Here is a 25,892-nt window from a genome sequence, read left to right on the forward strand (position 1 = left end):
CATCGCGAAGCGACGCGACGACGAAGGAGGAGCGCCCTTGACGAGCCGTTCCGACACGGAAGGACTATGGGACTGACGGGAAACCCCCCGCGCCTTCTCTGATTCCGCCCGGCTCGCACCCCGTCACCCGAAGTCCCCGTGACGGAAGTGACCCGGCCCGCGCGCAGCGCCCCGCCTCGCTCCCGCCGCGCCCCGTCCCCGCCGCGGGCCTCAGCCCGCTGCGATGCCCACCGCGACCTCGATCGACCCGTCCGGGGTCGCCGTCAACCGCACGCCCCGGAGGTCCTCTGCGTGGGCCGTCGGGGTGTGGGCGGCTGCGCGGGGGCCGATGCCTATGACGCGCATGCCTGCGGCCCGGCCGGCGGCGATGCCCGCGGCCGAGTCCTCGAACACGATGCAGTCCTCCGGGGCCACGCCGAGGGCGGCGGCGCCCTTGAGGAAGCCCTCCGGGTCCGGCTTGCTGGCGCCGACGGACTCGGCCGTCACCCGGACCTCCGGCATCGGCAGGGCGGCCGCGGTCATCCGGGCCGTGGCCAGGGCCGCGTCGGCGGAGGTGACCAGCGCGTGGGGGAGGCCGGCGAGGGAGGCCATGAACGCCGGGGCGCCCGGCACGGGGACCACGCCGTCGACATCGGCGGTCTCGCGGGCCAGCATCTCCGCGTTCTCCGCGTGGTTGACCTCCATCGGGCGGTCCGGCAGGAGCACGGCCATGGTGGCGTAGCCCTGGCGGCCGTGGACCACCTTCAGTGCCTCCTGCGGGTCCAGCCCGTGGGACACCGCCCAGTCCCGCCAGCAGCGCTCGACCACCGCGTCGGAATTGACGATCGTCCCGTCCATGTCCAGGAGGAGGGCCCTGGCGGTGAGGACGACGGGTGTGACAGGGGTGGTGGTGCTGGCCGGCATCGGATGGGCTCCAGACGGGCGGGAAAAGAGAACAAGCGGTTCCGTCCACCGGTCAGGGAGTGAGGACGGAACCACTTTGTTCCATCACGATACAAAACAACGGCGGTCTACGCCAATCACCGGCCCCGGCCCCGGCCGCCGCCGGCGCGGGCCTCACCCCTCCAGGGCCCGGCGCGTGATCGGACCGTAGACGCCCCACTCCTCGTCGATGTCGTTGTCGTACTGGAAGGTCGACACGGCGTTCTCCACGCGCCAGTCGAACTTTCCGTTGATCTTGTACGGGAACAGTCCCTTCCCCGCCAGCAGCCGCTGGAGCTTCTCCACCTCGGCACCCGAGTCCCCGTAGCGCAGCGTCGGGCCCGACGCGGCCGGCGGCTTCGACGGGCTGGGCGAACGGCTCGCACTCGCCGACGGGCTCGGGGGAGCGGACGTCGCCGAACGCGACGGACTCGGCGACGGAGACTTGGAGGGGCTCGGCGACGCGGAACGCGACGCCGACGGCGAGACGGACGCACTCGGGGACGGCGAAGCCTGCGAAGACGTGGCAGGAGCGATCGCCGCGGGCGCCGACGGCTTCGCGTCCATCAGGGCGGAATCACTGCCGGCGGACTCCGGCAGCACCCACACCGCGAGGGCCGTCCCACCCAGGGCGACCACCGCCGCCGCACCCAGCAGCAGCGGCAGGAGCCGCCGGGGAGCGGCTCCGAAGCCCCGCTTCTCCGGGCCCCCGCCCCCGCCCCCGCCCCTTCCCCCGCCCGATCCGTCCGCCGGGCCGTCGAACGCCGGGTACGCGGCGGTCGGCGGCGCCGGGTATCCCTCGGCAGCCGGGAACGTCCCCGCAGGGAACGCGCCCGCAGCGAAGGCCGCCGTCGCAGGGGCCGCGCCCGCCGGGAACGCCCCCACCACGGGCAACTCCGAGGTCACCGGGTCGGCGCCCGACGCCAGGCCGGCATCCGACCCCGACGCGGCACCCGCCCCAAGGCCGGCACCCGCCCCGGACCCGGCGCCATCCGCCGGGACGCCGCCATCCGCCGGGACGCCGCCCGGCGCCGGGACGCCGCCCGCCCCCGGGACCGCCGGGAGCTGGACCGTCTCCGACGCGTCCGCCGTGCCGTTCGGGCCGCCCGGCCACGTCTGCGTCAGCGGGGCCACGGGTATGCCGTACGGCGGGGTGCCGTCGCGAGGCTCGGGTGGCGTGACCACGCCCGTCACCGGCTGCGGGGGCAGCTGGGGCTCCGGCTCGCCGGGGTCGGGCAACGTCACGTACGGACGGATGCGCAAGGGGTTGAACCCGACATCCGGCGCACACCCGCAGCCGGCACCGACGACGGCGCCGCAATTCGGACAGTGTTCACCGCTCACTGGAATCCCTCCATGGCCACTGCCAGCGATTATCCAGACCCGTCAAGGCCCTCCCAAGCCGCCCGAGAGGCCATAACCGGACACACCGCTCAGGATGGAGGTGTTGATCCGGTGGCCTGAGGAGGAGTCGATGGCTCAGGATGTGACCACGGAGCCCCGGGACCCCGGTTCCGGACCGCAGCACCCCGACCCCGCCGCCGAGCACGCATCCCGCGAGGTCCTCGTCTCCATCGGCGCCCTGCTCCTGGGCCTGCTCATCGCCGCGCTCGACCAGACCATCGTCTCCACCGCCCTGCCGACCATCGTCAGCGACCTCGGCGGCATGGCCCACCTGTCCTGGGTCGTCACCGCCTACATGCTCGCCTCCACCGCGGCCACCCCCCTGTGGGGCAAACTCGGCGACCAGTACGGGCGCAAGAAGCTCTTCCAGTACGCCATCGTCCTCTTCCTCATAGGCTCCGCCCTCTGCGGCCTCGCCCAGAACATGCCGCAGCTCATCGGCTTCCGCGCCCTGCAGGGCCTCGGCGGCGGCGGACTGATGGTGCTGTCGATGGCGATCGTCGGCGACATCGTCCCGCCCCGCGAGCGCGGCAAGTACCAGGGCCTCTTCGGCGCGGTCTTCGGCGCGACCAGCGTGCTCGGCCCCCTCCTCGGCGGCCTGTTCGTGGACCACCTCTCCTGGCGCTGGGTCTTCTACATCAACCTCCCCATCGGTCTTGTCGCACTCGTCGTCATCGCCGCCGCCCTGCACATCCCGGTGCGCTCCTCGAAGCACACCATCGACTACCTCGGCACCTTCCTCATCGCCGCCGTCGCCACCTGCCTCGTGCTCGTCGCCTCCCTCGGCGGCACCTGGGGCTGGGGCTCGGCCCGGATCATCGGCCTCGCCGTCCTCGGCGCCGTCCTGCTCGCCGCCTTCCTCTTCGTGGAGCGGAAGGCCGCCGAACCCGTCCTGCCGCTGAAGCTCTTCCGCATCCGCACCTTCACCCTCTGCTCGTTGATCAGCTTCGTCGTCGGCTTCGCCATGTTCGGCGCGATGGTCTACCTGCCGACCTTCCTCCAGGTCGTCCAGGGCGTCTCACCGACCATGTCCGGCGTCCACATGCTGCCGATGGTGCTCGGCATGCTGCTCTCCTCCACCGCCTCCGGTCAGATCGTCAGCCGCACCGGCCGCTGGAAGGTCTTCCCGATCGCCGGCACCGCCGTCACCGCCGTCGGCCTGCTCCTGCTGCACCAACTGCACCGCACCAGCTCCACCTGGGAGATGAGCGCCTACTTCTTCGTCTTCGGCGTCGGACTCGGCCTCGTCATGCAGGTACTGGTCCTGGTCGTGCAGAACGCCGTCAGCTACGCCGACCTCGGCGTCGCCACCTCCGGTGCCACCTTCTTCCGCTCCATCGGCGCCTCCTTCGGCGTCGCGATCTTCGGGACGGTCTTCACCAACCGGCTCGACGACAAGCTGGGCGCCGCACTCGCCGGCGTGCCGCTGCCGCCCGGCGCCGGAGCGAAGCAGCTGGAGGCCGACCCCCGGGCCATCGCCGTGCTCCCCGCCGAGCTGCGCCCCCGGGTGCTCGACGCCTACGCCTCCGCCATCACGGACGTGTTCCTCTACGCCGTGCCCGTCGTCCTGCTCGCCTTTGCCGTCGCCTGGTTCCTGAAAGAGGACAAGCTCCGCGGCTCGGTCACCGCACCCGACGTAACCGAGACCCTCGCCTCCAACCCCGTCCAGCGCTCCTCCCACGACGAGGTCGCCCGCGCGCTGTCGGTCCTCGGCACCCGCGAGGGCCGCCGCCACGTCTACGAGAAGATCACCGAGAAGGCCGGCTACGACCTGCTGCCCGCCGCCAGCTGGCTGCTGCTGCGCATCAACAAGTACGGCTCCGCAGAACCCGCGCTGCTCGCCGAACGCACCATCGTGCCGCTCAAGGCCATCACCGACGCCGCCCGCCAGATCGAGGAACGCCACCTCGCCGTCCGCGAGGGGCTGCCGCTCGTCCTCACCGACCGGGGCCGACTGGCCGCCGCCAAACTCGCCGCCGCCCGCCAGGAATCCCTCGCCGAGCTGCTCGGCGACTGGTGGGGCCCGGACCGCCCGACCGACCTGGACAAGCTGGTCCGCGAGATCAACGCGGAGCTGTGCGGCTCCGACGCCGAGGAGCCCTACGACGCCGAGCCCCGGCGGGACCACGCCGCCCCTTAGCCCGCGGTCACACGAGCGGCTTCTCGAACCAGTGCTCCGCATACGGGCCGTCGTTGTACGCGGGTATTTCCCGGTACCCGTGCCGCGCATACAGCGCCCGGGCCTCCACGAGGTCCGACCGGGTGTCCAGGCGGACCCGCTCCGCGCCGAGCGCGCGGGCCTCCGCCTCCAGTACCTCCAGCAGCGCCGCCCCGCCGCCCGTACCGCGCGTGCGCTGGTCGACGTAGACCCGGGTCAGCTCGGCGGTGACCGGGTCGAGCAGCCGGAACCCGCCGCACGCCAGGGGCTCGCCGGCCAGCCGGCCGACGACGAACTGGCCCGTCGGCGGACAGAGCCCGTCGGCTGGGAAGTCGAGGACGCCCTCGTCGATCTCGGCTTCGGTCACGGACCGCTTCCAGTACCGGCCGGCGACCTCGGCGTAGTACGCGCGCAGGAGGGCGACGGCATCAGGGGTGTCGTAGGGCTCGGGAGTCACGGTCCAGGTGTTGGAGCCGGCGCCGGTGCTGATCGTTTTGGTGTCCATGGCGCCATTGTGGAGGCGGCGGCGGAACTCCCGCGTGGAATATCCACAGGCACGGGCCGATGATGAGGAAAAGGGAAAATCGCTCAAATGGAGGGTGTGAACGCCATGTCCAAGCATCCCGACGCCGTCCTGGTCCGCCGCGGCTACGAAGCCTTCTCCAAGGGTGACCTGGAGACGCTGAGCACGCTGTTCACGGCCGACGCCATCCACCACGTGCCGGGCAGCAACCCGCTCTCCGGGCACCACAAGGGGCGGGAGGCCGTCATGGACCTCTACCGCCGGCTCGGGGAGGAGACGAAGGGCACCCTCCAGATCGAACTGCACGCGGTGCTCGCGGACGGACGGGGGCACGTCATGTCCTTCCACACGGCGCGTGCCGACCGCGGCGACCGCGGGATCGAGGTCCAGGAAGGCCTCTTCTTCACGATCGTCGGCGGCAAGATCACCGACATCGACCAGTGCACCCAGGACATCGACGAGGAAGACGCCTTCTGGAGCTGAGCGGTCGGCAGCGTCGGCGCGCACAGCAAGGAGGCCCGGGGCGCGCGCCCCGGGCCTCACGCCGCGTCCGGCTCGGGCGGCCTTCCGCCGTCTCCGGCCTTCCGGCGGCTCAGGCCTTCTTCGGCGCCGCCTGCTGCACGACCTCGAACGACCACACCGAGGACCCGGAAGCCGCCGGCTTCGGCCGCTCCCCGCCACCCTCGCCGCCGCCCTGGTGAGCCGCCTTCATCGGCCCCTCCATCCACGCCTGGAAGTCCTCCTCGGACCGCCACCGCGTGTACACCAGGTACTGGTCGGTGCCCTCCACCGGGCGCAGCAGCTCGAACCACTCGAACCCGTCCGAGGACTCCACGGCCCCCGCCCGGGAGGCGAAACGCTGCTCCAGCACCTCCCGCTGCTCGGCGGGAACGGTCAGTGCGTTGATCTTCACGATGCTCATGCGGGCCATCCTAGGTATCCGACCCGGGATATCGTCGTCCGCGTAATGAACAGCGCGGTATGAAACGCGGTATGAAGCGCGGCAGCCAGGCGAAGTCGGGGTTGCGGTCAATTGGGCGGGAGGCCGGCGAGGCGTGGCTAACGCGGCGGAGCACAGTGGTGGACACGGACATGCCGGAGTCATAGGCGGTAGTGGCAGGCTCGGGGCCGCGCGCCTCCTCCTGTGGGCGTTGGCGGGCGTGCTCGCCGTGCGGCAGGCCGCCGCCGTGCTGCGCGTGCCACCGGGCGAGTGGCTGAGCGGGTTCCACCTCCCCGGGAGCATGCCCGGCACGCTGTACGACGCCGGCCAGTTCACCGGCACGCCCTTCGCGGGGCTGGTGCTGAAGCCGTTCACCAGTCTGGCCGCCCCGTCGCTGGAGCTCGCCTGGACGACCGTGACGCTGCTGTTCGTGGCCGCCATCGGGCTCGTCGCCGCGCGCGGCCTGCCCGATCCCGTGCCGCGGCGCACCGCGCTGCTGGCCGCGCCCGTGCTGACCGCGCTGATGATGGTGTCGCTGCCGGTGCGCGAGGCCGCCTCGCCGGGACAGACTGCGGTGCTGCCCGTGCTCCTGGTGCTGCTGGCCGTCTTCCGGGTACCCGCCGAGCGCCCGGCCGGTTTCCTCCTCGGCCTCGCCGCCGCCCTGCAGCCCGCGCTGCTGCTGTTCGCCCCGCTGCTGTGGCTGGCCGGGCGGCGCCCCACCGCGCGGACCGCAGCCGTGACCTTCGCCGGAGCCACCGCGCTGTCCTGGGCGTCGCTGCCGCGCGACTCCTGGGCGTACTGGGTGCAGCACCTGGCCGGCACCGGCCTCGGCGGCGCCCCCGACGGGCTCGCCAACCAGTCCCTGCACGGGGCGCTGCTGCGCCTCGGGCTGACCGGGCCGGCCGAGATCGTGCTCTACCTCGCCCTCGCGGGCGCCGTCGTGTTCGTCGGGCTGCGCCGCGCGGCCCGCTACGCCCGCGACGGCCAGCTGCTGCTCGCCGTCGCCATCACCGGCTGCGTCGCCGTCACCGTGTCCCCGACCGGGTGGCGCCACCAGCTGCTGTGGGTGCTGCTCGCGGTGGCAGGCAAGGTCGGCAAGCGGGCCGCGGACCGGCCGGTGTGGCCGGTGGCCGTGGTCCTTGCCATGACCCTGCCGAGCGCGGTCCTGCTGCCGAACCTGGCCGCGCTGGCGCCCGTACGGGACAACGTGCTGCTGCTGACCGCGCTGGCGGCGGCCTGCGCGGTACCGTTCCTGCCGCGTTCCTCGCCGTACTGGCGCGAGCCCGTCCCGACCGCCTACGGCCGGCCGGCCGCCGCCCGCTGGGCGCGGGTGCCGCTGCTGCCGTTCTGGCGGCGCGTGCTGTCCCGCCCCAACCTGCTGCTGGAACTGCTGCTGATACGGGTCGGCTACTCCCTCTACTCGCACATCCGGGCCGCGGCGCCGACGAGCCGCTCGCTCGCGGAGGGCAACGGGAGCCAGATCCACGGCATCGAGAAGGCCCTCGGCATCGACATCGAGCACGCCGTGAACCACGCCGTCGTGAACACGCCCTGGCTGGAGGCCTTCTTCAACTTCTACTACACCTCCTTCCACTTCGTGGTCCCGCTGGCGATCCTGGCGGTGCTGTACTGGCGCCGGCCAGGCGACTACCGCTGGGCCCGGGCCTCCCTGGGCCTGGCGACCGTCCTCGCGCTCGCCGGCTTCTGGCTCTACCCGCTCGCCCCGCCGCGCCTGATGCCCGGGCTCGGCTTCATCGACACCGTGCACGGGCCGCAGGACCTCGCGAACCCCTCGTACGGGGCCATGACCGCGATCTCCAACCAGTACGCGGCGATGCCCTCGCTGCACTTCGGCTGGTCGCTGTGGTGCGGGGTCGTGATCGTGGTGCTGGCCCCGAAGGTCTGGCAGAAGGTCCTCGGGGCGCTGCACCCGCTGATCACGGTGTGCGCGATCGTGGCCACCGCCAACCACTGGGTGCTGGACGCGGTGGGCGGGGCGCTCGTCGTCGCCGCCGGTTTCGGGCTCGTGTACGTGCTGTCGGGGCCGCGCGGCACGAAGGTGAGCCTCCCGGGCCAGCGGGCGTCGTCCTCCCCGGCCGAAGCAGAGTCCGAAGCCGAGTCCGGCGACCGGGCGCGTACCCCGGCCCGCTCCGGGCCCGCGTAGCGCCCGCGCGCCCCGCCCGCCCGCACCGGAACGCCGCCGGGGCCCCGCACAGGGGCCCCGGCGGCGTTCCCGTCCGAAGGTACGGGCCGAGATGCGGGGGTGCCGGATGCGGCGGACGATGATCGGGGGGAGTCCCAACGCTCGGGGAGAGCGCCGTCCGCCGGACTTCGCGGACCGTGAGGGGGAATCCGATACACCCCGGTACCGCACGGGTTCGCGTGCGAGGAAAAGGGGAGAGCCATGAGGAAATCCCTGGTGGCCGCACTTGTCGCGGTCGTGACGGCCGGCCTGTCGGTCGGTCCGGGGACGCCGGCGACCGCCGCTTCTGAGTACTGCGGACGCACGGTCCCGAACACCTCGATCCTCTTCTACAACGAGTGGACCGGCGCGGCCGTGACCGGCACCCTCGCGGCCGGGCGCTGGCAGCAGAAGGCGGCGTTCACCCTCCCGGACCGCTACTCGAACGCCGTCGTGAGCCGTGACACCCTGCTGATCTGGAACTCGCTCACCGGGGACGGCGAGAGCGGCACGTTCACGGAGGGCAAGTACACCCGCGTGAAGACCTTCGCCGACTCCTTGAGGTCGGGCTCCGCCACGGCGTCGGGTGATTCGGTGCTCTTCATCGACCGGTGGTCCCGCCGTGGAAGCACCGGCAGCCTGAAGAACGGTGTGTACGAGCAGGTGCGGACGTACGACGGCTTCGGTGGGGCCTGGGACGTCGTGGCCACCTCGTGCGACACCATGATCTTCCAGAGGGCCACGGGGGAGACGGACGAGGACCACCGAGGCGCTCTGGCGTACGGGACGCTCGAGAACGGCGTCTACACGAAGGCGGGATCAAGGGACGGGGACGCGGTCCTGAGGGACATGACCGCGACCAAGGACTCCGTCCTGGCCTTCTCGGACACGGACGCCGAGTTCGTCTACAAGGCGGCCTCGGCGACCGACGGCACGGTCGGCGCTTTCCGCGACACCGGCACGTCCGGCATCTGGGAGAAAGTGTCCCGGACCGCGGACAGCCTGCTCTTCTACGCGTCCGACGGGACCGCCCGGACCGCGACGCTCAGCGGGGGCCGCTACGCCGACGTCGGCCCGCTCGCCGGCCTCTCCCCGGGCTGGACGATCATCGCGGGCGGTGTGTAGCCGGAGGCCGTGCGCAGGGCTCAGGCCGGCGGGATGTTCTGGTTGAGGCGGAAGAGGTTGCCCGGGTCGTAGCGTCGCTTGAGTTCCCGCAGCCGGCGGTACTTCTCGGGCCCGTAGGCCTCGCGCACCCGGTCCTCGCCCTCCTCCATCAGGAAGTTCGCGTACACACCCGTCTGGTGGGGTGCGAGCGCCGACCACAGGCCGCGCGCCCACTCCCGCTCCTGCTCGAAGCCCTCGGCGCCCTCGCAGGTGCCGTTGATGTTGAAGGTGTGGCCGGCGCTCCGCCCGCCGAAGGCCGTCTCCTCCTCGCCGACGCGGGCGATGGCGCCGCCCAGCTGGAAGATCGGGAAGGCGGTGAGCGGGGAGACGATCCGCGCCGCGTGCTCGGCGGTGGCGTCGATGACCTCGTCGCTGAGCCGGTCCACGTCGCAGGACTTGAAGTAGTACCAGCGGCCGTGCGGGAACGACGGATCGAACATGGCCTGGTGCTCGGTGAACGGTTTCGGCGCGCACAGGTCCAGCACCGGCGGCGGCCCCCACGCGCGCAGCGGCCGCAGCACCCGCTCGCCCTCCTCGACGGGCCCGGCGTAGCAGCACACCACCATGACCACCGGTTTCCCGTGCAGCTCCGCCGGTACGAACGGCAGCGGCGGCGCCTTGCGGTGCACCACGGCCGTGGTCAGCTCGTCCGGTACGTCGGTGATCCACTCGCGGTAGAAGCGCAGCAGCCGGGCCGAGTCCGCCATGTGCCAGAAGACGGGACCGGCCAGGACGACGGGCCCCACCGGGTTGAGCCGGAACTCGAACTCGGTGACGACGCCGAAGTTGCCGCCGCCGCCGCGCACGCCCCAGAAGAGGTCCGGGTTGTCGTCCGCGCTCGCCTTGAGGAGGGTGCCGTCGGCGGTGACCAGGTCCACCGAGAGCAGCTGGTCGACGGTGAGCCCGTACTTGCGCATCAGCCAGCCGATGCCGCCGCCGAGGGTGAGCCCCGCCAGCCCGGTGTGGGTGACGATCCCGGCGGGCACGGCCATCCCGAAGGCCTGCGTCTCGTGGTCCAGCTCGCCGAGGAGCACGCCGGCCTGGGCCCGGACGGTGCGGCCCGCGGGGTCGACCCGGATGCCCTTCATCAGGGAGAGGTCGATGACGATGCCGTCGTCGCACACCGACTGGCCGGGGAAGCTGTGCCCGCCGCCGCGCACCGCGAGGGGCAGCCCGGCCGCGGGTCCGGCGGGGCCGGCGCAGCGCACGGCGGCGATCACGTCGGCGGCGCCCGTGCAGTAGGCGATGAGGGAGGGGCGGCGGTCGATGGAGCCGTTCCAGATGCGCCGGCCCTCGTCGTAGCCGTTGTCGCCGGGCCGCACGAGGGGTCCCCGGAAGGCCTTGGCGAGCTCGTCGAACGCGGTGGCGGACATGGCGCCTCCTCACCCGGGACGACTGCGGACGACTGCGGGTGACGGCGGAACGCCGACGGGGCGCCGGGGCGGAGTGTCGCCCGCCCCGGCACCCCGTCGGTGGATCGCCGCGTCCTGTCAGGATCCGCCGGTCGCGGCCGTGCCGCCACTCGGGCGACGCGGCCCGCACCTTCAAGGCGGTCCCGGTCGCCAGCGGACGGCAGGGGCCGGGGCGTGGGAGGAGGCGGCCCCTGCCGTCCTGGATCCGGGGTCAGCCGTGGCTGACCCGGAGTTCCTTGATGCCGTTCAGCCAGGCCGCGCGCAGGCGCCGCGGGGGCTCGCCGGCCAGGCGCAGGTCGGGCAGGACGTCGGCCAGCGCGTTGAAGATCAGGTCGATCTCCAGCACGGCCAGGGACTTGCCGAGGCAGAAGTGCGGGCCGCCGCCGCCGAAGCCCAGGTGCGGGTTCGGGTCGCGGGTGATGTCGAAGACGTCCGGGTTCTCGAAGACCTCGGGGTCGTGGTTGGCGGAGGAGTAGAACATCCCCACCCGGTCGCCCGCCTTGATCTTCTGGCCGCCCAGCTCGGTGTCCTGGGTGGCGGTGCGCTGGAAGGAGACCACCGGGGTGGCCCAGCGCACGATCTCCTCCGCGGTGGTGGAGGGCCGGGTCGCCTTGTAGAGCTCCCACTGCTCGGGGTGGGTCAGGAAGGCGTGCATGCCGTGGCTGATGGCGTTGCGCGTGGTCTCGTTGCCCGCGACCGCCAGCAGCAGCACGAAGAAGCCGAACTCGTCGGAGCCGAGGTTGCCCTGGCCCTCGGCGGCGACGAGCTGCGTGACGATGTCCTTGGCCGGGCATTCCTTGCGTTCGGCGGAGAGGTTCATGGCGTAACCGATGAGCTCCACCGCCGCGTTGGAGCCGACCTCCTCGGTGATCGCGTACTCCGGGTCGTCGTACGCGATCATCTTGTTCGACCAGTCGAAGATCTTGGCGCGGTCCTTCTGCGGTACGCCGATCAGCTCGGCGATGGCCTGGAGCGGGAGTTCGCACGCCACCTGCGTGACGAAGTCGAAGCTGCCGTCCGCCGAGGCGGCCAGGGCCTCCTCGACGATCTTCCGGGCCCGGTCGCGCAGGGCGTCCTCCAGGCCGCGGATGGAGCGCGGGGTGAAACCGCGCTGCACGATCTGGCGTACGCGGGTGTGTTCCGGCGGATCCATGTTCAGCATGATCAGGCGCTGGGCATCTATGGCATCACGCTGGATGTGCTCGTTGAAGCGGATGATCGCGGTGTTGGTGGTGGAGGAGAAGAGTTCCGGGTGCGTGGAGACGTACTTGACGTCCGCGTGCCGGGTCACGACCCAGTAGCCCTCGTCGTCGAAGCCGGTGATCCCCCGCGGCTGCGGGCACCACCACACCGGTGCGGTCTGCCGCAGCTCCGCGAACTCCGGCAGCGGGACGCGGCTTTGGAGGAGGTCGGGGTCGGTGGCGTCGAAGCCTTCGGGCAGCGCGGGGCAGGACATCGGGCGACTCCAAAGTCTGACGGCCCATCAGAAGTTGGCTTGAAGGTAGTAACGAGTTCTAGAAGTGACAAGGGTCGGCGCAGCACCTGTTGCGTGTGGAATCCGTGCAGGGCGCGTGCAAGACCCTTGCGTGGCGGGGCATCAGGTCATAAAACTGCGGGGAGAACTAGAACGCGTACTAGTTCAGGGCGGGGCGCCGGGACGGCCCGCCGCGCCGGCACAGTGCAGGAGAGGACGAGCTCATGGCCGCGGAACCCGTCATCGTCGAAGCCGTACGCACCCCCATCGGCAAGCGCGGGGGAGCGCTCGCCAACCTCCATCCCGCCTACCTGCTCGGTGAGACCTACCGCGAACTGCTGGCCCGAACCGGAATCCAGCCCGACTGCGTCGAGCAGATCGTCGGCGGCACCGTCACCCACGCCGGCGAGCAGTCGATGAACCCCGCCCGCAACGCCTGGCTCGCCATGGGGCTCCCGTACGAGACCGCCGCGACGACGGTGGACTGCCAGTGCGGCAGCTCCCAGCAGGCCAACCACATGGTCGCCAACATGATCTCCGGCGGCGTCATGGACATCGGCATCGCCTGCGGGGTCGAGGCCATGAGCCGCGTCCCGCTCGGCTCGGGATCCAAGCACGGGCCCGGCAAGCCCTTCCCGGACGAGTGGAACGTCGACCTCCCGAACCAGTTCGAGGCCGCCGAGCGCATCGCCCGCAACCGGGGCCTGACCCGCGAGGACGTCGACAGGCTCGGCGTGCTCTCGCAGGAGCGGGCCGCCACCGCCTGGGCCGAGGAGCGCTTCAAGCGCGAGACCTTCGCCGTGCAGGTGCCCACCACCGAGGAGGAGCAGGCCGCCGGACAGGGAATGTGGCGCCTGGTCGACCGGGACGAGGGCCTGCGCGACACCAGCATGGAGGGCCTGGCCCGGCTCAAGCCGGTCATGCCGACCGCCGTGCACACCGCCGGGAACTCCTCGCAGATATCCGACGGGGCCGCCGCCGTGATGTGGGCCTCCCGCAAGATGGCCCGCGCCCTCAAGCTCAAGCCGCGCGCCCGCATCGTCGCCCAGACCCTGGTCGGCGCCGACCCGCACTACCACCTGGACGGGCCGATCGACGCCACGCGGGCCGTGCTCGGCAAGGCCGGGATGTCCCTCAAGGACATCGACCTCGTCGAGATCAACGAGGCCTTCGCCTCCGTCGTCCTCAGCTGGGCCCAGGTCTTCGACCAGGACCTGGAGAAGGTCAACGTCAACGGCGGCGGCATCGCGCTCGGCCACCCCGTCGGCGCCACCGGCGCCCGGCTGATCACCACCGCGCTGCACGAGCTGGAGCGCCGCGACAAGGAATTCGCGCTGATCACCATGTGCGCGGGCGGTGCGCTGGCGACCGGGACGATCATCCAGCGGCTGTGACGACCGCGCCCGAGGGCGCGTACTGAACCCTGTGGGATGGGATGCAGAAGGCCCCGGGGGCCGGACCTGGGGAGGCCGGCCACCGGGGCCTTCGTATGTCTGCTGCTGCGTCTGCTGCGTCGGCTGCGTCTGCTGGCGCGCGCGGCTTAGTACCAGTGGTTGGCGGACCAGAAGTTCCAGGCGCCGACCGGGCTGCCGTAGCGCTCGTTCATGTAGTCCAGGCCCCACTTGATCTGGGTGGCCGGGTTGGTCTTCCAGTCCGCGCCCGCCGAGGCCATCTTCGAGGCCGGCAGGGCCTGGACCAGGCCGTACGCGCCCGAGGAAGCGTTGGTGGCCGTGTAGTCCCAGCCGCTCTCGTGCGTGATGATCTTGTCGAAGGCGGCGAACTGGGCCGGGTCCTTGATCATCTGCTGGGCGATCGCCTTGGCGCTCATCGGGGCGGCCTGCGCGGGAACCGCGGCAAGCATGGAACCGGCGACGCCCAGGGCGAGGACGGTGCCCGCGAGGGCCTTCTTGGAGGCGGCGATGCGGCGGATGACGGTGTTGGACACGGAGGGGCCTTTCGAAGGGGACAAGGGCGGTCGCAGGCATGCCGAAGACATGCGTGAGCCACTCACGCGGAGGAGAGGGGTTCGTCGGCGGGGGGTGAAGCACCCCTGCCGCCTTGCGACTCATCCAGTTCTACAGACGTCCGGACCCCCTGGCAACGACCGTTCTTACTAGTGGTCCTCGCAGCCGGGGAGGAACGTCCCTACCCGGTCCCGCTCGGCGTTTGCCCAGGTGGGGGGCGATCCAAAGGGGTGCATATGGGGTGCTTAAGGACTACTATCCCGGCTCGTATGTGACCTGGGTCCTGTGGGGCGGGTCACCGCCGGAGGCCCCGAATGTCACCGTCCGTGACCATCCGTACCCCTTTGAGGGCTGTGGTCCGGGCCACTCCCGACCCCCGAATCGAAGGAGACGGGCGCGTCGAAGGCAGCTTTCCGAGTCGCCCGCCGCAGTGCCTTCAGCAGCGTGGCCCCGAGCGTGAGCGTCAGTACGACCGTCAGCGCGGCCCGCCCCAGATCCCAGCCCAGCGACGTCGCCAGGCAGTACGCGACGAAGCGCGCCAGGTTCGCCGCGACCGGGTCCCCCGGGTGGAAGGAGACGCCCTGGCCCATGCCCTGCAGGATCACCCAGCCCTGCAGGTTCATGACCGTGCCGTACGCGAACGAGCCCACGAAGCCGTACGCCGCCAGCATCAGCAGCTCCGCCCGGCCCCGTACCCTCTCCGGACCGGGCAGCAGCCCGGCGCCCAGAGCGAACCAGCCGAGCGCGAGCATCTGGAACGGCATCCACGGGCCGACACCACCCGTGAGCAGCGCGGACGCGAACATCGTGACCGAGCCCAGCACGAAGCCGAAGCCCGGCCCGAGGACGCGCCCGCTGAGCACCATCAGGAAGAACATGGGCTCCAGGCCGGCGGTACCCGCGCCCAGCGGCCGCAGCGCCGCCCCGACGGCGGCGAGCACGCCGAGCATCGCCACCGCCTTGGCGTCCATGCCGTTGTCCGCGATGGTCGCGACGACGACGGCGACGAGGAGCGGGAGCAGCGCGGCGAACAGCCAGGGGGCGTCCTGGGAGTGGGCGAGCCCGGACTGCCCGTCGGCGAGGAGGGGCCAGCCGAAGGCGGCGATGCCGATGAGGGTGACGAGGACCATGGCAGCGGCGGCGCGGGGTCCGATGCGGACGGGGCGGATGGGGCGGATGGGGTCGGGGCGGGGGGTCGCGCGGCTCATGCGGGGGCCGTCCCCGGGGACGCCAGGGCTTCGGCGACCTGGCTCACCGTGAGCCAGTGCCCCGGCGCCAGCACCTTCGCCACCTGCGGCGCGAAGGCCGGCGAGGAGACGACCACCTCGGCGGTCGGGCCGTCCGCCACGACCTCCCCGCCCGCCAGGATCACCACGCGGTGGGCCAGCTCGGCGGCGAGCTCCACGTCATGGGTGGCCAGGACGATGGCGTGGCCGTCGGCGGCGAGGCCGCGGAGGATCTCGATCAGGCGGGCCTTGGCGGCGTAGTCCAGACCCCGGGTGGGCTCGTCGAGCAGGAGCAGAGCCGGGCGGCCGGTCAGTACCAGGGCGAGGGCCAGCGAGAGGCGCTGCCCCTCGGAGAGGTCCCGGGGGTGGACGTCGTCGGGCACGTCCGGCAGCAGGGAGGTGACCAGCGCGCGGCAGGTCCCGGGGGCCGCGCCCGCGTCGGAGTCGGCGGCGGCGCACTCGGCGGCGACGGTGTCGGCGTAGAGGAGGTCCCGGGGCTCCTGCGGTACGAGGCCCACGCGTCGCACCATCTCCGGTGGCGGGGTGCGGTGCGGGGCGAGGCCGCCGACGGTCACCTCGCCGGTGGCGGGCGGGAGGGTGCCGACGAGGGCGGCGAGGAGGGTGGACTTGCCGGCGCCGTTGCGTCCCATCAGGGCGACGGTTTCGCCGGGCGCGACGGTGAGGGTGATGTCGCGGAGCACTTCCGTGCGGCCGCGGCGGACCGTGAGGCCGCGGGCCTCGACCGGTGCGGGTGCCGTGCCGGCGGCCGGGGCGGGGGCCGGGGCCGGGGCCGGGTGGCCCGGCTCGCTCCGGCGCAGCAGGCGGGCCAGCAGGCCGGGGCGGGTGCCCTGCGGGCGGCTTCCCCCACCCCGCCCCTTCCCGAAACTGGGGCTCCGCCCCAGACCCCGCTCCTCAAACGCCGGAGGGGCTGGATTTTGGCCGGTGCCGGCCTTCATGTGCGAGTCGTGCAAGCCTGCGCTTGGGCGACCATCCGGCTCCGCCGGGCGAAAACCCAGCCCCTCCGGCGATTGAGGAGCGGGGTCCGGGGCGGAGCCCTGGGAAACGGCGCCGCGGCCGGGAGCGGACAGCAGGGGTACGGGGTTTCCGGCGGCGGCAGACAGAGCGGCCCGCAGTGGTGCGGCGAGCCTACGGGCGTCGCGGACCGAGAGGGGGAGGGGCGACCAGCCCGCCAGGCGGCCCAGGGAGACCACCGGGGGGTGGACCGGGGCCACGGCCATGACCTCCGCGGGAGGCCCGAGGACGGGGGCCGCGCCCGGGGACGGGAGCAGGAGGACCTGGTCGGCGTACTGGACGACCCGCTCCAGCCGGTGCTCCGCCATCAGGACCGTGGTGCCCAGGTCGTGGACCAGCCGCTGGAGCACCGCGAGCACCTCCTCCGCGGCCGCCGGGTCCAGCGCGGACGTCGGCTCGTCCAGGACCAGGACCTTCGGGTGCGGGGTCAGGACCGAGCCGATCGCGACCCGCTGCTGCTGCCCGCCGGAGAGGGTGGCGATGGGGCGGTCGCGCAGTTCGTTCAGGCCGAGGAGGTCCAGGGTCTCCTCCACCCGGCGGCGCATCACGGCGGGCGCCAGGCCGAGGGACTCCATGCCGTAGGCCAGCTCGTCCTCCACCACGTCCGTCACGAAGTGCGCGAGGGGGTCCTGGCCGACCGTGCCGACCACGTCCGCGAGCTCGCGCGGCTTGTGGGTGCGGGTGTCACGGCCCGCGACCGTCACCCGGCCGCGCAGGGTGCCGCCCGTGAAGTGCGGGACCAGCCCGGAGACGGCGCCGAGCAGGGTGGACTTGCCGACGCCCGACGGGCCGACGAGGAGGGTCAGCTCCCCTTCGGGGATCACCAGGTCGACGTCCTGGAGGGAGGGGCCGGCCGCGCCGTCGTAGGTGACCGACACCTGCTCGAAGCGGATCACTGCGATGCCTCCTTGGACGGTACAGGCGGTACAGGCGGTACGGGTGCCACGAAGGCGGGCAGCAGGCCGATCAGGACCGCCGCCGCCGGCCCCAGCGGGAGCGTCGGCGCGACCAGGGGCACCACCCCCGGGTGCAGGGCGGCGGGGTCGCGGGTGCCCGCGTATATGAGGAGCGCGGCGACGGCGGCGCCCGATCCGGCGACCAGCCACGCGCGCGGCCCCCAGCGGTCGGGCCGGTAGCGGGTCCGCACCGAGCGGCGGCCGCCGAGCCGCAGCCCCGCGAGGGCCAGTAGCAAGCCGATGCCGAGCAGGGGGAGCCCGTACGCGGCGCCTTCCGCGGCGAGCAGCCCGTACGTGCCCGCGCACATGCCGAGCAGGCCGCCGAGGGTGAGGGCGTTGGCGGTGTGCCGGACGGCGGGCGGGACCTCGGCCGTGCGCCCGTACCCGCGGGCGTCCATCGACGCGGCGATGGCGACGGAGCGCTCCAGCGCGCCCTCCAGCACCGGCAGGCCGATCTGGAGGATCGCCTTCACCCCGCCGGTGGGGCGTCCGCGCAGCCGGCGCGCGGTGCGCAGGCGGACGACGTCGGCGACCATGTTCGGCGCGAACGTCATGGCGACGACCACGGCGACGCCCGCCTCGTACAGGGCGGCCGGGAGGGACTTCAGCAGCCGCGCCGGGTTCGCGAGGGCGTTCGCCGCGCCGACGCAGACGAGGAGCGCGGCCAGCTTGGCGCCGTCGTAGAAGGCGAAGACCAGCTGCTCGGCGGTCACCTTGCCGCCGAACCGGATGCCCTGCGCCCAGGCGGGCAGCGGGACCTCCGGGAGGGTGAAGAGGGTGTGCGAGCCGGGGATGGGGGAGCCCAGCAGCATGGAGAAGAGGAGGCGCAGGCCGATGACGAAGAGGCCGAGCTTCAGGAACGCCCCGTAGGAACGGGCCCACGGCGCGTCCGTGCGGCGGGCCGCGACCACGTAGCCGGCGACGCCGATGATCATGCCGAGCAGGAGCGGGTTGGTGGTCCGCGAAGCGGCGGTGGCGAGCCCGAGGGCCCACAGCCACCAGGCCCCCGCGTGCAGGGCCGTCGCCCGGCGGGCGTGGGGGGCCTGCCATTTCCTGTACGTCGGCCCGTGCGAGGTGCCCGGCGCTGCGGGGCGGCTTCGCCCAGCCGGGGTCCCGTTGTCGGGTGCGGCGCCGCTGCCGGGGGCTCCGCCCCCGGACCCCCGCGCCTCAAACGCCGGCGGGGCTGGATTTTCGCCCGGCGGAGCCGGATGGTCGCCCAAGCGCAGCGTCGCGCAACGCGCACATGAAGGCCGACGCCGGCCAAAATCCAGCCCCTCCGGCGTTTGAGGAGCGGGGTCCGGGGCGGAGCCCCGGGAAACGGCGGCGCGGCCGGGCGTGGACATCGGGTGCTCGCCGGCCGGGGCCGGCTGACCGCTGTCGCCCGGCACGGCCGCGTGCGGGGTCGGCCCCGGACGGTCGCCCGTCACCGGCTGCGGCGGCGGGACTGCCAGACGGCGGCCGCGGCCAGGGCGGCCACCGCCGCGAGGCCGGCCAGGAGGCCCGCCGACGGGCCGCCCCCGGCTTCGGCCGCCGGGGCAGCCGCCGGGGCCGACGGCGCCGGGCCCTCCGCGATCGGCTCGCCGCAGCCCTGCTTCGGGTAGCCCGAGATCGCGCACAGCATCGCCGCCCCGTTGTAGCGCAGCGGCTTCGCCACCGACGCCAGGGCCTCCGCCGCCGTGGCCTCCGGGGCCACCTGCGCGCAGGCCGTCCGCGGAGCCTCCTGCGGCGGGGCCTCGCCCGCCGGGGCGTCCGCCGGGAGACCGAAGTCGACGACCAGCGCCACCCGCTTCTTCCCCTCGGCCGCCGCGGTCGCCCCGCAGATCGCCGAGAAGTCCGCCGCCGCCCGCGGCTGCGCCGCCTCCGCGGCCGCGTCCTTGCTCACGGCGAAGCGGAAGCCCTGCACGGAACCGTCCGCCGGGCGGGCCATCGAGGGGCCCACGGTGGCGTACGACCAGGGGCCGCCGCCGGCCGCGCCGTCCCAGAACGACCAGTAGCGGTAGCTCGAAGCCAGCGCCGGGGACGCTGCCAGGACGGCCAGGACGGCGCCGAGCAGCACGGCGAGCACCGGTATGCGCGCGAGCGGGCGGCGGCGACCCATCAGAGCTGGTTCTTCTTGCGGCGGCCGCTCAGCAGGATGCCGATGCCCATGCCGGCCGCGGCGCCCGCGCCGATGATCCACCAGATGTTCTGGCCGCCGGAGGACTCGTCCTTCCTGTCATCGAAACCGGTCGCGGGCTTGTCCGCGCCCTGCGGGGCGGGGCCGGTCTCGTTCAGCGCCGAGACGAGGTCGGTGCCGCCGAAGGCCTTGGGGTCCGCGCCCGTCGCGTGCGCGGCCAGGATCAGCGTGCCCAGGGCCGCCGGGCTGCCCTTCGCCCACTGCGCCGAGTTGCCCTTGAGCCACTCCAGCGAGGCGGCCGCCGACTGCTTGTGCCCGGCCGCTGCCAGGGCGATCACCGCGTCGGCGGTGTTGCCGGTGTCCGGGGTCGGCTGGTCCGCGCCCGGGGTGACCGCCGTGAGGTGGCCGTCCTTCTTGAGGGCCTCGGCCAGGTAGCCGGCCGCGCCCTGGGCCAGGGCCGCCGGGTCGGCCGCGACGTCGGCGGAGGCCGGCGGGCAGGTCAGCGGGGCGGCGGGGGTGTCGGTGGCGGACAGGGCCACGGCCGAGCCCTTGCCGAGGCCGGCCAGGGCCGCCGCGGCGGTGGCGTCCGCGTTGGCTATCAGCTTGCCGTCGATCGGCTGGTAGGCGAAGGAGCCCCGGTCGGCGGCCGGGTCGGTGGCGCAGCCGAGCTGGAAGGCGGCCAGACCCTGGTAGGCGGACTTGCCCGCCTTCGACTTCACCTCGGCGGGCTTCTCGCCCGCCACCGCGAGGGCGCTGATCACCACGGCGGTGGAGTTGGCGTCGCTGGGGGAGCCGGGAACGTAGGACCAGCCGCCGTCCTCGTTCTGGACGGACTTCAGCCAGTCCGTGCCCTTCTTGACCGCCGCGTCCTGGCCGCCGAGCGCCCTCAGCGCCTGGACGGCCGCCGCGGTGGCGTTCGTGTCGAACATCGTCGTCGCCTCGCAGGCCGCGGAGGCGTCCGCGCGGAACGCGGCGAAGCCGCCGTTCGCGCACTGCTGGCCCACCAGCCAGGCCACGGCCTCCTTGGCGGGCTTGACGCCGACGGTGTGCTGGGCGAGCAGGGCGAAGGACTGGCGCCACACGCCGTCGTACGTCGGGTCGTTCTTGCCGTACAGGCCGGAGGGGATCACCGGCGGCGCGGAGGGGGAGGGCGACGCGGTGTCGGCGAGGGCTGCGGGGGCGGCGCCCACACAGAGCACGGCGGAGGCGGCGAGCGTGGCGGCGCTGCGGCGGACGTTCATGGGGGCGGGATGCCTCTCCTGCTGGGGGAGCTGGAGGCAGGCACGCGAAGGCACCGGGCTCCGGCTCCGTTTACCTCGACGGTGCCGGCCGCCGGAGGACCCGGCGGCACGAGCCGCGCACCTCCGGCACGGGGCATTCCGGCTCCCCGCCCGACGGGAGGCCGGGGCGGGTCACGGTTGCGGGTCAGCGCCGGATTCGCACCGGCTTCCCCCCGTACGGAAGTGAGGACGACCCGTTCACTCTACCGGCCCGTAGCCGGCGGGCCCGGGGGCGCCGACCGCGAGGGCCCCTTACCGGCCACCCCCTGCCCGCGCCTACAGCGCCCGGTACGTCACCGGGTCGCTGCCCGGGACCGCCTCCGCGCGGCCCTGTTTCACCAGCCGCCGCAGGTGGGCCTCCGCCTCCGAGACGGCGATGTTGCGGGAGCCGTACGGGATCTGCTCCCAGGGGCGGTTCCACTCCATCCGCTCCGCCAGCCCCCACGGGGTGAGCGGCTCGGCCAGCAGGGCCCACAGCCCGGTCAGCCGCTCCTCGTGGTGGTCGAGCAGTTCCCGTACGCGGGCGGGCGCGTCGGTGAACGCGTGCTGGTGGGCGGGGAGCACCTCGGCCGGGTCGAGGCGGCCGATGCGTTCGAGGGAGTCGAGGTAGTCGCCGAGGGGGTCGGTGACCCGGTCGCTCTGCGGGTCCTCGTACAGGCCGATGTGCGGGGAGATGCCCGGCAGCAGGTGGTCCCCGGAGAAGAGGCGGCCGTTGCCGGGGAGGTTCGCCGGGTGGGTCTCCTCCAGGTGGAGGCAGACGTGCCCGGGGGTGTGGCCGGGGGTCCAGATCGCGCGCAGCCGGCGCCCGGCCAGCGGCAGCAGCTCGCCGGGGACGATCTCCCGGTCGGGGACGGCGGCCCGCAGCCCGGGCAGGGTCCGCATCCGGCCGCTGCTGCGGGCGGCGCGGAGCGGGGCGATGTGCGCCTCGGGGGCTCCGGCGGCGGCGAGCTTCTCGCTCATGTAGTCGAACCAGACGCCCGGCTCGGACGCCCGGGTCCGTACGACGACCTCGGTGTCGGCGGCGTGCATGGCGATCCACGCCCCGGACGCCTCGCGGACCTGGCCGGACAGGCCGTGGTGGTCGGGGTGGTGGTGGGTGATGACGACGCCGTGGACGTCGGCGATCGCGATGCCGAGAGCGCCGAGGCCGGCGACGAGGGTGTCCCAGGACTCGGGGTCGTCCCAGCCGGTGTCGACGAGGACCGGGCCGCGGTCGGTGTCGAGGACGTGGACGAGGGTGTGGCCGAGCGGGTTGTCGGGGATGGGGACCTTGATCCCCCACACGCCGCCGCCGTGATCGGTGACGTGCGGTGCGGCTTCGGTTGCGTCCTCTGTCATGCGCCGTCCCCTGCCTCTGATAAGAACGTGTTTCAGTAGTAGCCCAAGTCGACCACTTCTCCGGCTTCCTGACTAGTCGTTGGATCTTCCCCGCTGTTCCGTCCTGGCCGTGGACTCCTCGAACTAGAACTGGTATCAGTTCTGGAACGTCAAGCCGCAGGGCAAGCCGCAGGAGGCCTCAGCCATGACCGAGCTCGTGGAACACGGACAACTGTTCATCGGCGGGGAATGGACGGATCCGCTGGGCACCGACACGATCCGGATCGTCTCCCCCCACACCGAGCAGGTCATCGGCTCCGTCCCGCACGCGTCGAAGGCCGACGTGGACCGCGCCGTCGCCGCCGCCCGCAAGGCCTTCGACGAGGGCCCCTGGCCGCGGATGACCCTGGACGAGCGCATCGCCGTCGTCTCCCGGATCAAGGACGCCATCGCCGTCCGGCACGAGGAGATCGCCCGCTCGATCAGCTCCCAGAACGGCTCCCCGTACTCCTGGAGCGTCCTCGCCCAGGCACTCGGCCCGATGATGGTCTACGACGCCGCGATCACCGTCGCGCGCGACTACCCGTACGAGGAGCGCCGCGCGGGCGTGCTCGGCCCGATCCTGGTGCGCCGCGAACCCGTGGGCGTCGTCGCGGCCGTCATCCCGTGGAACGTCCCGCAGTTCGTGGCGGCGGCCAAGCTCGCGCCCGCGCTGCTCACCGGCTCGACGGTGATCCTGAAGCCCTCGCCGGAAGCTCCGCTCGACTCCTACATCCTGGCCGACATAGCACGGGAGGCGGGCCTGCCCGAGGGCGTGCTGTCGATCCTGCCCGCCGACCGCGAGGTCAGCGAGTACCTGGTCGGCCACCCCGGCGTGGACAAGGTCGCCTTCACCGGCTCCGTCGCCGCCGGAAGGCGCGTGATGGAGGTCGCCGCGCGCAACCTGACCCGCGTCACCCTCGAACTCGGCGGCAAGTCCGCCGCCGTGATCCTCCCGGACGCCGACCTGGAGACCACGGTGGCCGGGATCGTCCCCGCCGCCTGGATGAACAACGGCCAGGCGTGCGTGGCCCAGACCCGGATCCTCGCCCCGCGCAGCCGGTACGAGGAGGTGGCCGAGGCCCTCGCGGCGGCAGCCGGCGCCCTCGTCGTCGGCGACCCGCTCGACCCGGCGACCCAGCTCGGCCCGCTCGTGGCGCAGCGCCAGCAGCAGCGCTCGCTGGACTACATCCGCATCGGCCAGGAGGAGGGCGCCAAGGTCCTCTCCGGCGGCGGCCGTCCGGCGGGCCTGGAGCGGGGCTGGTACGTGGAGCCCACCCTCTTCGGCGACGTGGACAACTCGATGCGGATCGCCCGCGAGGAGATCTTCGGCCCGGTCGTCTGCCTGATCCCCTACGGGGACGAGGCGGAGGCGGTACGGGTCGCCAACGACTCGGAGTTCGGGCTCAGCGGCAGCGTCTGGACGGGCGACGTGGAGCACGGCATCGACTTCGCCCGCCAGGTGCGCACCGGCACCTTCAACGTCAACACCTTCAGCCTGGACATGCTGGGCCCCTTCGGCGGCTACAAGAACAGCGGCGTCGGCCGTGAGTTCGGCCCGGAGGGCCTGAGCGAGTACCTGGAGCACAAGATGATCCACCTGCCGGCCGGCTACGGATCCGGAGAGTGATGGGGATGGGCGACCGCTGGCAGGTCGAGGTGGACCGGGGCGTCTGCATCGGCTCGGGCATGTGCGTCAACCACGCTCCGGACGGCTTCGTCCTGGACTCGGCACGCCAGTCCCACCCCCGGACCCCGGAGTCGGACGCGAACGAACCGATCCTGACGGCGGCGGAGGGCTGCCCGGTGGAGGCCATCATGATCACCCTGGCCGAGACCGGCGAACCGGTGTTCCCGCCGGAGGAGTAGGGGGCGGGTGGGGGTGGGGGTACGGGTCCACGCGCGTGCGGGACTTTTACCCCCTCGGGGCGTGGGGGCGGGGCGGTGTCCGCCCACCCGCCCCCGGCTGCGGGGCGGTGGCTTCGCGGTTGGCGGGGACCGAACTGGCCCGAATCAGAGAAGGCGCGGGGGGTTTCCCGTCAGTCCCATAGTCCTTCCGTGTCGGGCCGGCCTGTAAAGGGCGCTCCTTCGTCGCGTCGCTTCGCGATTTCGCTGCGCTCAACCCTTGACAGGCCGTCCCGCCACGGAAAGACAAGAGACTGCCGGGAAACCCCCAAAAGAACGGGCCGGGGGATAGAGACGAGAGACGGGTCAGCCAGGGATGTGCGGCCCCTCCCGGTAGGGGGCGCGCCCAGCCTCGGGCCCTCCCGGGCTGGTTCCCGAACCAGGCAGTCGGCCAGCCACCCCCAAACCTCGACCACAAGAACCTCAGCCCCCGACAGGCGCGTCAGATCGCTACGCGCTCCTCGAAGACGGCGTCTGCGACGGTCTTGGGCTGGTCATAAGCCGCGACAGATCGCTACGCGCTTCTCGACGACGGCGTCCGGCGGCCGTCCGGGGCTGGTCGCTAAGCTCACCGCTCCTCGGTGAATGGAGTGGCCTGGTGCGGATATTCGTGAATCGTGTCGGTGAGGAACGGCGGGGCGTCGCTTTCCGCTGCGACGCTGGTGTGGGAATGGCCCGCTGGATGGGCAGTGAGCTGCCCATCCAGGGCAGCACCGCGTACGTCGAGTTGAACGTCCCCGACCCTGTCGTCGAGTGGCAGCGGGTGGCCCCGACGGTCCGGTACGACATCGACGTTGACGAGGACGGCTGCCTGTGGATCCGGGGAGAGGTGCTCACCGTCGGTGGCCCTGGAGATCCGGTCGTGACTCTCAGGGTGGGCACGGACGTGGTGATGATCGAGGTCGGAACCGGCAGGGAGACGCTGGTGGTAGGTGAGCGCATCGCTTTCACGACGCTGGCGCTTGAGGTGTACCCGTACGACGTTTGAGACCGTGTCCGCATGATCGATGAAGCTGACGTCTGGAAGCGCTTCACCCGTCTCCTGCCGACTGCTGCCGCAGCTGAAGTCCAGGTCTGTTGGGACATCGGCGAGCAGGAGGCGGGGCTCGACGTGCTGGCGGGAGCCCTCCTCGCGCACCAGGTGCCCCTCAGCGAGACCACACGGGTGGAGATCTCCGTGGTGGCGGAGACGTGGGGTGAGCGGGAAGCCGTTGCTGCTCGACTGCTGGCCTGTCCTGGCGATGGTCGGCCGACCGTACTGCAGCTGGTCGAAGGCCCCGACACCGTTCCGCTGACCGGCGCGCAGCTCGCCGACCTGGTCCTGATTCCCTGGGTTCGGTGCACGGCTTCCGGAAGGCTCCTGGTCCGTGCCCATGCCGAGGAGCCCTGGGGCCTCTCCCTCAATCCCGAGCACTACGCCGTCCTGGCGTCCGAACAGGGTCCGATACTCCGGATCTTCGATTCCTCTGCCGCCTGGGAAGCCCTTCAGGAACTCATGCCGTGAGCTCGCCGAGCCCCAGCCCCGGACGGCCGTCGGACGCCAAGCAGTGAGGAGCGCGTAGCGATCTGTCGCGGCTAGATCAGCCCCAGACGGCCTGCGGACGCCGTCTTCGAGGAGCGCGTAGCGATCTGACGCGCCTGTCGGGGGCTGAGGTTCTTGTGGTCGAGGTTTGGGGGTGGCTGGCCGCCTGCCTGGTCCGGGAACCGGCCTGGGAGGGGCCGGGGCCGGGCCTGCCCCCTTGCGAAGGGGGTCGGACATCCCTGACCGGGCCGTCTCTCGTCTCTATCCCCCGGCCCGTTCTTTTGGGGGTTTCCCGGCAGTCTCTTGTCTTTCCGTGGCGGGACGGTCTGAAGCTCCTATAGATCGTCAAGTGGTCTG

At 72.7% G+C, this 25,892-nt stretch carries 22 protein-coding genes and 1 riboswitch; of the genes, 9 read left to right on the forward strand and 13 right to left on the reverse strand.

The window, feature by feature from the left end; translation table 11 throughout:
• Positions 1-210: 210 nt before the first annotated feature.
• Both AB0O21_RS38270 and AB0O21_RS38275 read right to left on the reverse strand, forming a co-directional pair.
• Positions 211-903, reverse strand: a complete 693-nt coding sequence (locus AB0O21_RS38270) for an HAD-IA family hydrolase (RefSeq protein WP_365179884.1) — start codon at positions 901-903, stop codon at positions 211-213.
• Positions 904-1,056: 153 nt separating this feature from the next.
• The gene (locus AB0O21_RS38275) at positions 1,057-2,166 is read right to left on the reverse strand and encodes a peptidoglycan-binding domain-containing protein (protein WP_365179887.1); all 1,110 of its coding nucleotides are present in this window, start codon (positions 2,164-2,166) and stop codon (positions 1,057-1,059) included.
• A gap of 229 nt (positions 2,167-2,395) precedes the next feature.
• Between AB0O21_RS38275 and AB0O21_RS38280 the strand changes: the two genes are divergently transcribed.
• Entirely contained in the window at positions 2,396-4,465 is a 2,070-nt protein-coding gene (locus tag AB0O21_RS38280; protein ID WP_365179889.1) for an MFS transporter, read from the forward strand.
• A 7-nt stretch (positions 4,466-4,472) separates the two neighbouring features.
• On the opposite strand, the gene AB0O21_RS38285 is transcribed toward AB0O21_RS38280, so the two are convergent.
• The gene (locus AB0O21_RS38285) at positions 4,473-4,988 is read right to left on the reverse strand and encodes a GNAT family N-acetyltransferase (protein ID WP_365179892.1); all 516 of its coding nucleotides are present in this window, start codon (positions 4,986-4,988) and stop codon (positions 4,473-4,475) included.
• A 105-nt stretch (positions 4,989-5,093) separates the two neighbouring features.
• Between AB0O21_RS38285 and AB0O21_RS38290 the strand changes: the two genes are divergently transcribed.
• Positions 5,094-5,489 carry a nuclear transport factor 2 family protein gene (locus AB0O21_RS38290; RefSeq protein ID WP_365179895.1) on the forward strand — a complete coding sequence of 132 codons (396 nt, stop codon included), beginning with the start codon at positions 5,094-5,096 and terminating at the stop codon, positions 5,487-5,489.
• A gap of 109 nt (positions 5,490-5,598) precedes the next feature.
• Here AB0O21_RS38290 and AB0O21_RS38295 read toward each other — a convergent pair whose 3' ends face one another.
• Entirely contained in the window at positions 5,599-5,928 is a 330-nt protein-coding gene (locus AB0O21_RS38295; RefSeq protein ID WP_365179898.1) for an antibiotic biosynthesis monooxygenase, read from the reverse strand.
• A gap of 133 nt (positions 5,929-6,061) precedes the next feature.
• Here AB0O21_RS38295 and AB0O21_RS38300 point away from each other — a divergent pair, with 133 nt between their 5' ends.
• Together AB0O21_RS38300 and AB0O21_RS38305 are read left to right on the forward strand one after the other, a co-directional pair.
• Positions 6,062-8,110 carry a bifunctional glycosyltransferase 87/phosphatase PAP2 family protein gene (locus AB0O21_RS38300; protein WP_365179900.1) on the forward strand — a complete coding sequence of 683 codons (2,049 nt, stop codon included), beginning with the start codon at positions 6,062-6,064 and terminating at the stop codon, positions 8,108-8,110.
• 240 nt (positions 8,111-8,350) lie between these two features.
• Entirely contained in the window at positions 8,351-9,253 is a 903-nt protein-coding gene (locus tag AB0O21_RS38305; protein ID WP_365179903.1) for a hypothetical protein, read from the forward strand.
• 20 nt (positions 9,254-9,273) lie between these two features.
• Here AB0O21_RS38305 and AB0O21_RS38310 read toward each other — a convergent pair whose 3' ends face one another.
• Entirely contained in the window at positions 9,274-10,665 is a 1,392-nt protein-coding gene (locus AB0O21_RS38310; RefSeq protein WP_365179906.1) for an FAD-binding oxidoreductase, read from the reverse strand.
• Between the two features lie 250 nt (positions 10,666-10,915).
• Positions 10,916-12,160: a cytochrome P450 gene (locus AB0O21_RS38315; protein WP_365179909.1), complete on the reverse strand. Its 1,245-nt coding sequence runs from the start codon at positions 12,158-12,160 to the stop codon at positions 10,916-10,918.
• 242 nt (positions 12,161-12,402) lie between these two features.
• Here AB0O21_RS38315 and AB0O21_RS38320 point away from each other — a divergent pair, with 242 nt between their 5' ends.
• Entirely contained in the window at positions 12,403-13,572 is a 1,170-nt protein-coding gene (locus tag AB0O21_RS38320) for a steroid 3-ketoacyl-CoA thiolase (RefSeq protein WP_365179912.1), read from the forward strand.
• A 146-nt stretch (positions 13,573-13,718) separates the two neighbouring features.
• On the opposite strand, the gene AB0O21_RS38325 is transcribed toward AB0O21_RS38320, so the two are convergent.
• From AB0O21_RS38325 to AB0O21_RS38355, 7 genes are all read right to left on the reverse strand, one after another.
• Positions 13,719-14,174: a transglycosylase SLT domain-containing protein gene (locus AB0O21_RS38325; RefSeq protein WP_365179915.1), complete on the reverse strand. Its 456-nt coding sequence runs from the start codon at positions 14,172-14,174 to the stop codon at positions 13,719-13,721.
• A gap of 285 nt (positions 14,175-14,459) precedes the next feature.
• On the reverse strand, positions 14,460-15,350 hold the full coding sequence (locus tag AB0O21_RS38330) for an ECF transporter S component (RefSeq protein WP_365179918.1): 891 nt from the start codon (positions 15,348-15,350) through the stop codon (positions 14,460-14,462).
• Entirely contained in the window at positions 15,347-17,296 is a 1,950-nt protein-coding gene (locus AB0O21_RS38335) for an ATP-binding cassette domain-containing protein (protein WP_365179921.1), read from the reverse strand. Before AB0O21_RS38335 ends, AB0O21_RS38330 begins: the two co-directional genes overlap by 4 nt.
• A complete protein-coding gene (locus AB0O21_RS38340; RefSeq protein WP_365179939.1) occupies positions 17,293-18,372 on the reverse strand; it encodes an energy-coupling factor transporter transmembrane component T in 1,080 nt (359 codons plus the stop codon). The genes AB0O21_RS38335 and AB0O21_RS38340 overlap by 4 nt, the downstream gene beginning before the upstream one ends.
• 407 nt (positions 18,373-18,779) lie before the next feature.
• On the reverse strand, positions 18,780-19,454 hold the full coding sequence (locus AB0O21_RS38345; protein WP_365179924.1) for an SCO2322 family protein: 675 nt from the start codon (positions 19,452-19,454) through the stop codon (positions 18,780-18,782).
• On the reverse strand, positions 19,454-20,713 hold the full coding sequence (locus tag AB0O21_RS38350) for a prenyltransferase/squalene oxidase repeat-containing protein (protein WP_365179942.1): 1,260 nt from the start codon (positions 20,711-20,713) through the stop codon (positions 19,454-19,456). Before AB0O21_RS38350 ends, AB0O21_RS38345 begins: the two co-directional genes overlap by 1 nt.
• A gap of 131 nt (positions 20,714-20,844) precedes the next feature.
• Positions 20,845-20,925, reverse strand: a riboswitch (cobalamin riboswitch).
• Positions 20,926-21,028: 103 nt separating this feature from the next.
• Positions 21,029-22,090 (reverse strand): MBL fold metallo-hydrolase, encoded by a 1,062-nt coding sequence (locus tag AB0O21_RS38355; protein WP_365179927.1) that lies wholly within the window; start codon positions 22,088-22,090, stop codon positions 21,029-21,031.
• A gap of 184 nt (positions 22,091-22,274) precedes the next feature.
• Between AB0O21_RS38355 and AB0O21_RS38360 the strand changes: the two genes are divergently transcribed.
• The 4 genes from AB0O21_RS38360 to AB0O21_RS38375 all read left to right on the forward strand — a co-directional run bounded on the left by AB0O21_RS38360 (position 22,275) and on the right by AB0O21_RS38375 (position 25,517).
• Positions 22,275-23,738, forward strand: coding sequence for an aldehyde dehydrogenase (locus AB0O21_RS38360; protein WP_365179930.1), 1,464 nt, complete (start codon positions 22,275-22,277; stop codon positions 23,736-23,738).
• A 5-nt stretch (positions 23,739-23,743) separates the two neighbouring features.
• The gene (locus AB0O21_RS38365; RefSeq protein ID WP_329386106.1) at positions 23,744-23,977 is read left to right on the forward strand and encodes a ferredoxin; all 234 of its coding nucleotides are present in this window, start codon (positions 23,744-23,746) and stop codon (positions 23,975-23,977) included.
• Positions 23,978-24,611: 634 nt separating this feature from the next.
• A complete protein-coding gene (locus AB0O21_RS38370) occupies positions 24,612-25,001 on the forward strand; it encodes a hypothetical protein (RefSeq protein ID WP_365179933.1) in 390 nt (129 codons plus the stop codon).
• Between the two features lie 12 nt (positions 25,002-25,013).
• Complete coding sequence (locus tag AB0O21_RS38375) at positions 25,014-25,517, forward strand: hypothetical protein (RefSeq protein ID WP_365179936.1); 504 nt, start codon at positions 25,014-25,016, stop codon at positions 25,515-25,517.
• Positions 25,518-25,892 lie beyond the last annotated feature (375 nt).

The organism is Streptomyces sp. NPDC091371, from assembly GCF_040684275.1.
Lineage (GTDB): Bacteria > Actinomycetota > Actinomycetes > Streptomycetales > Streptomycetaceae > Streptomyces.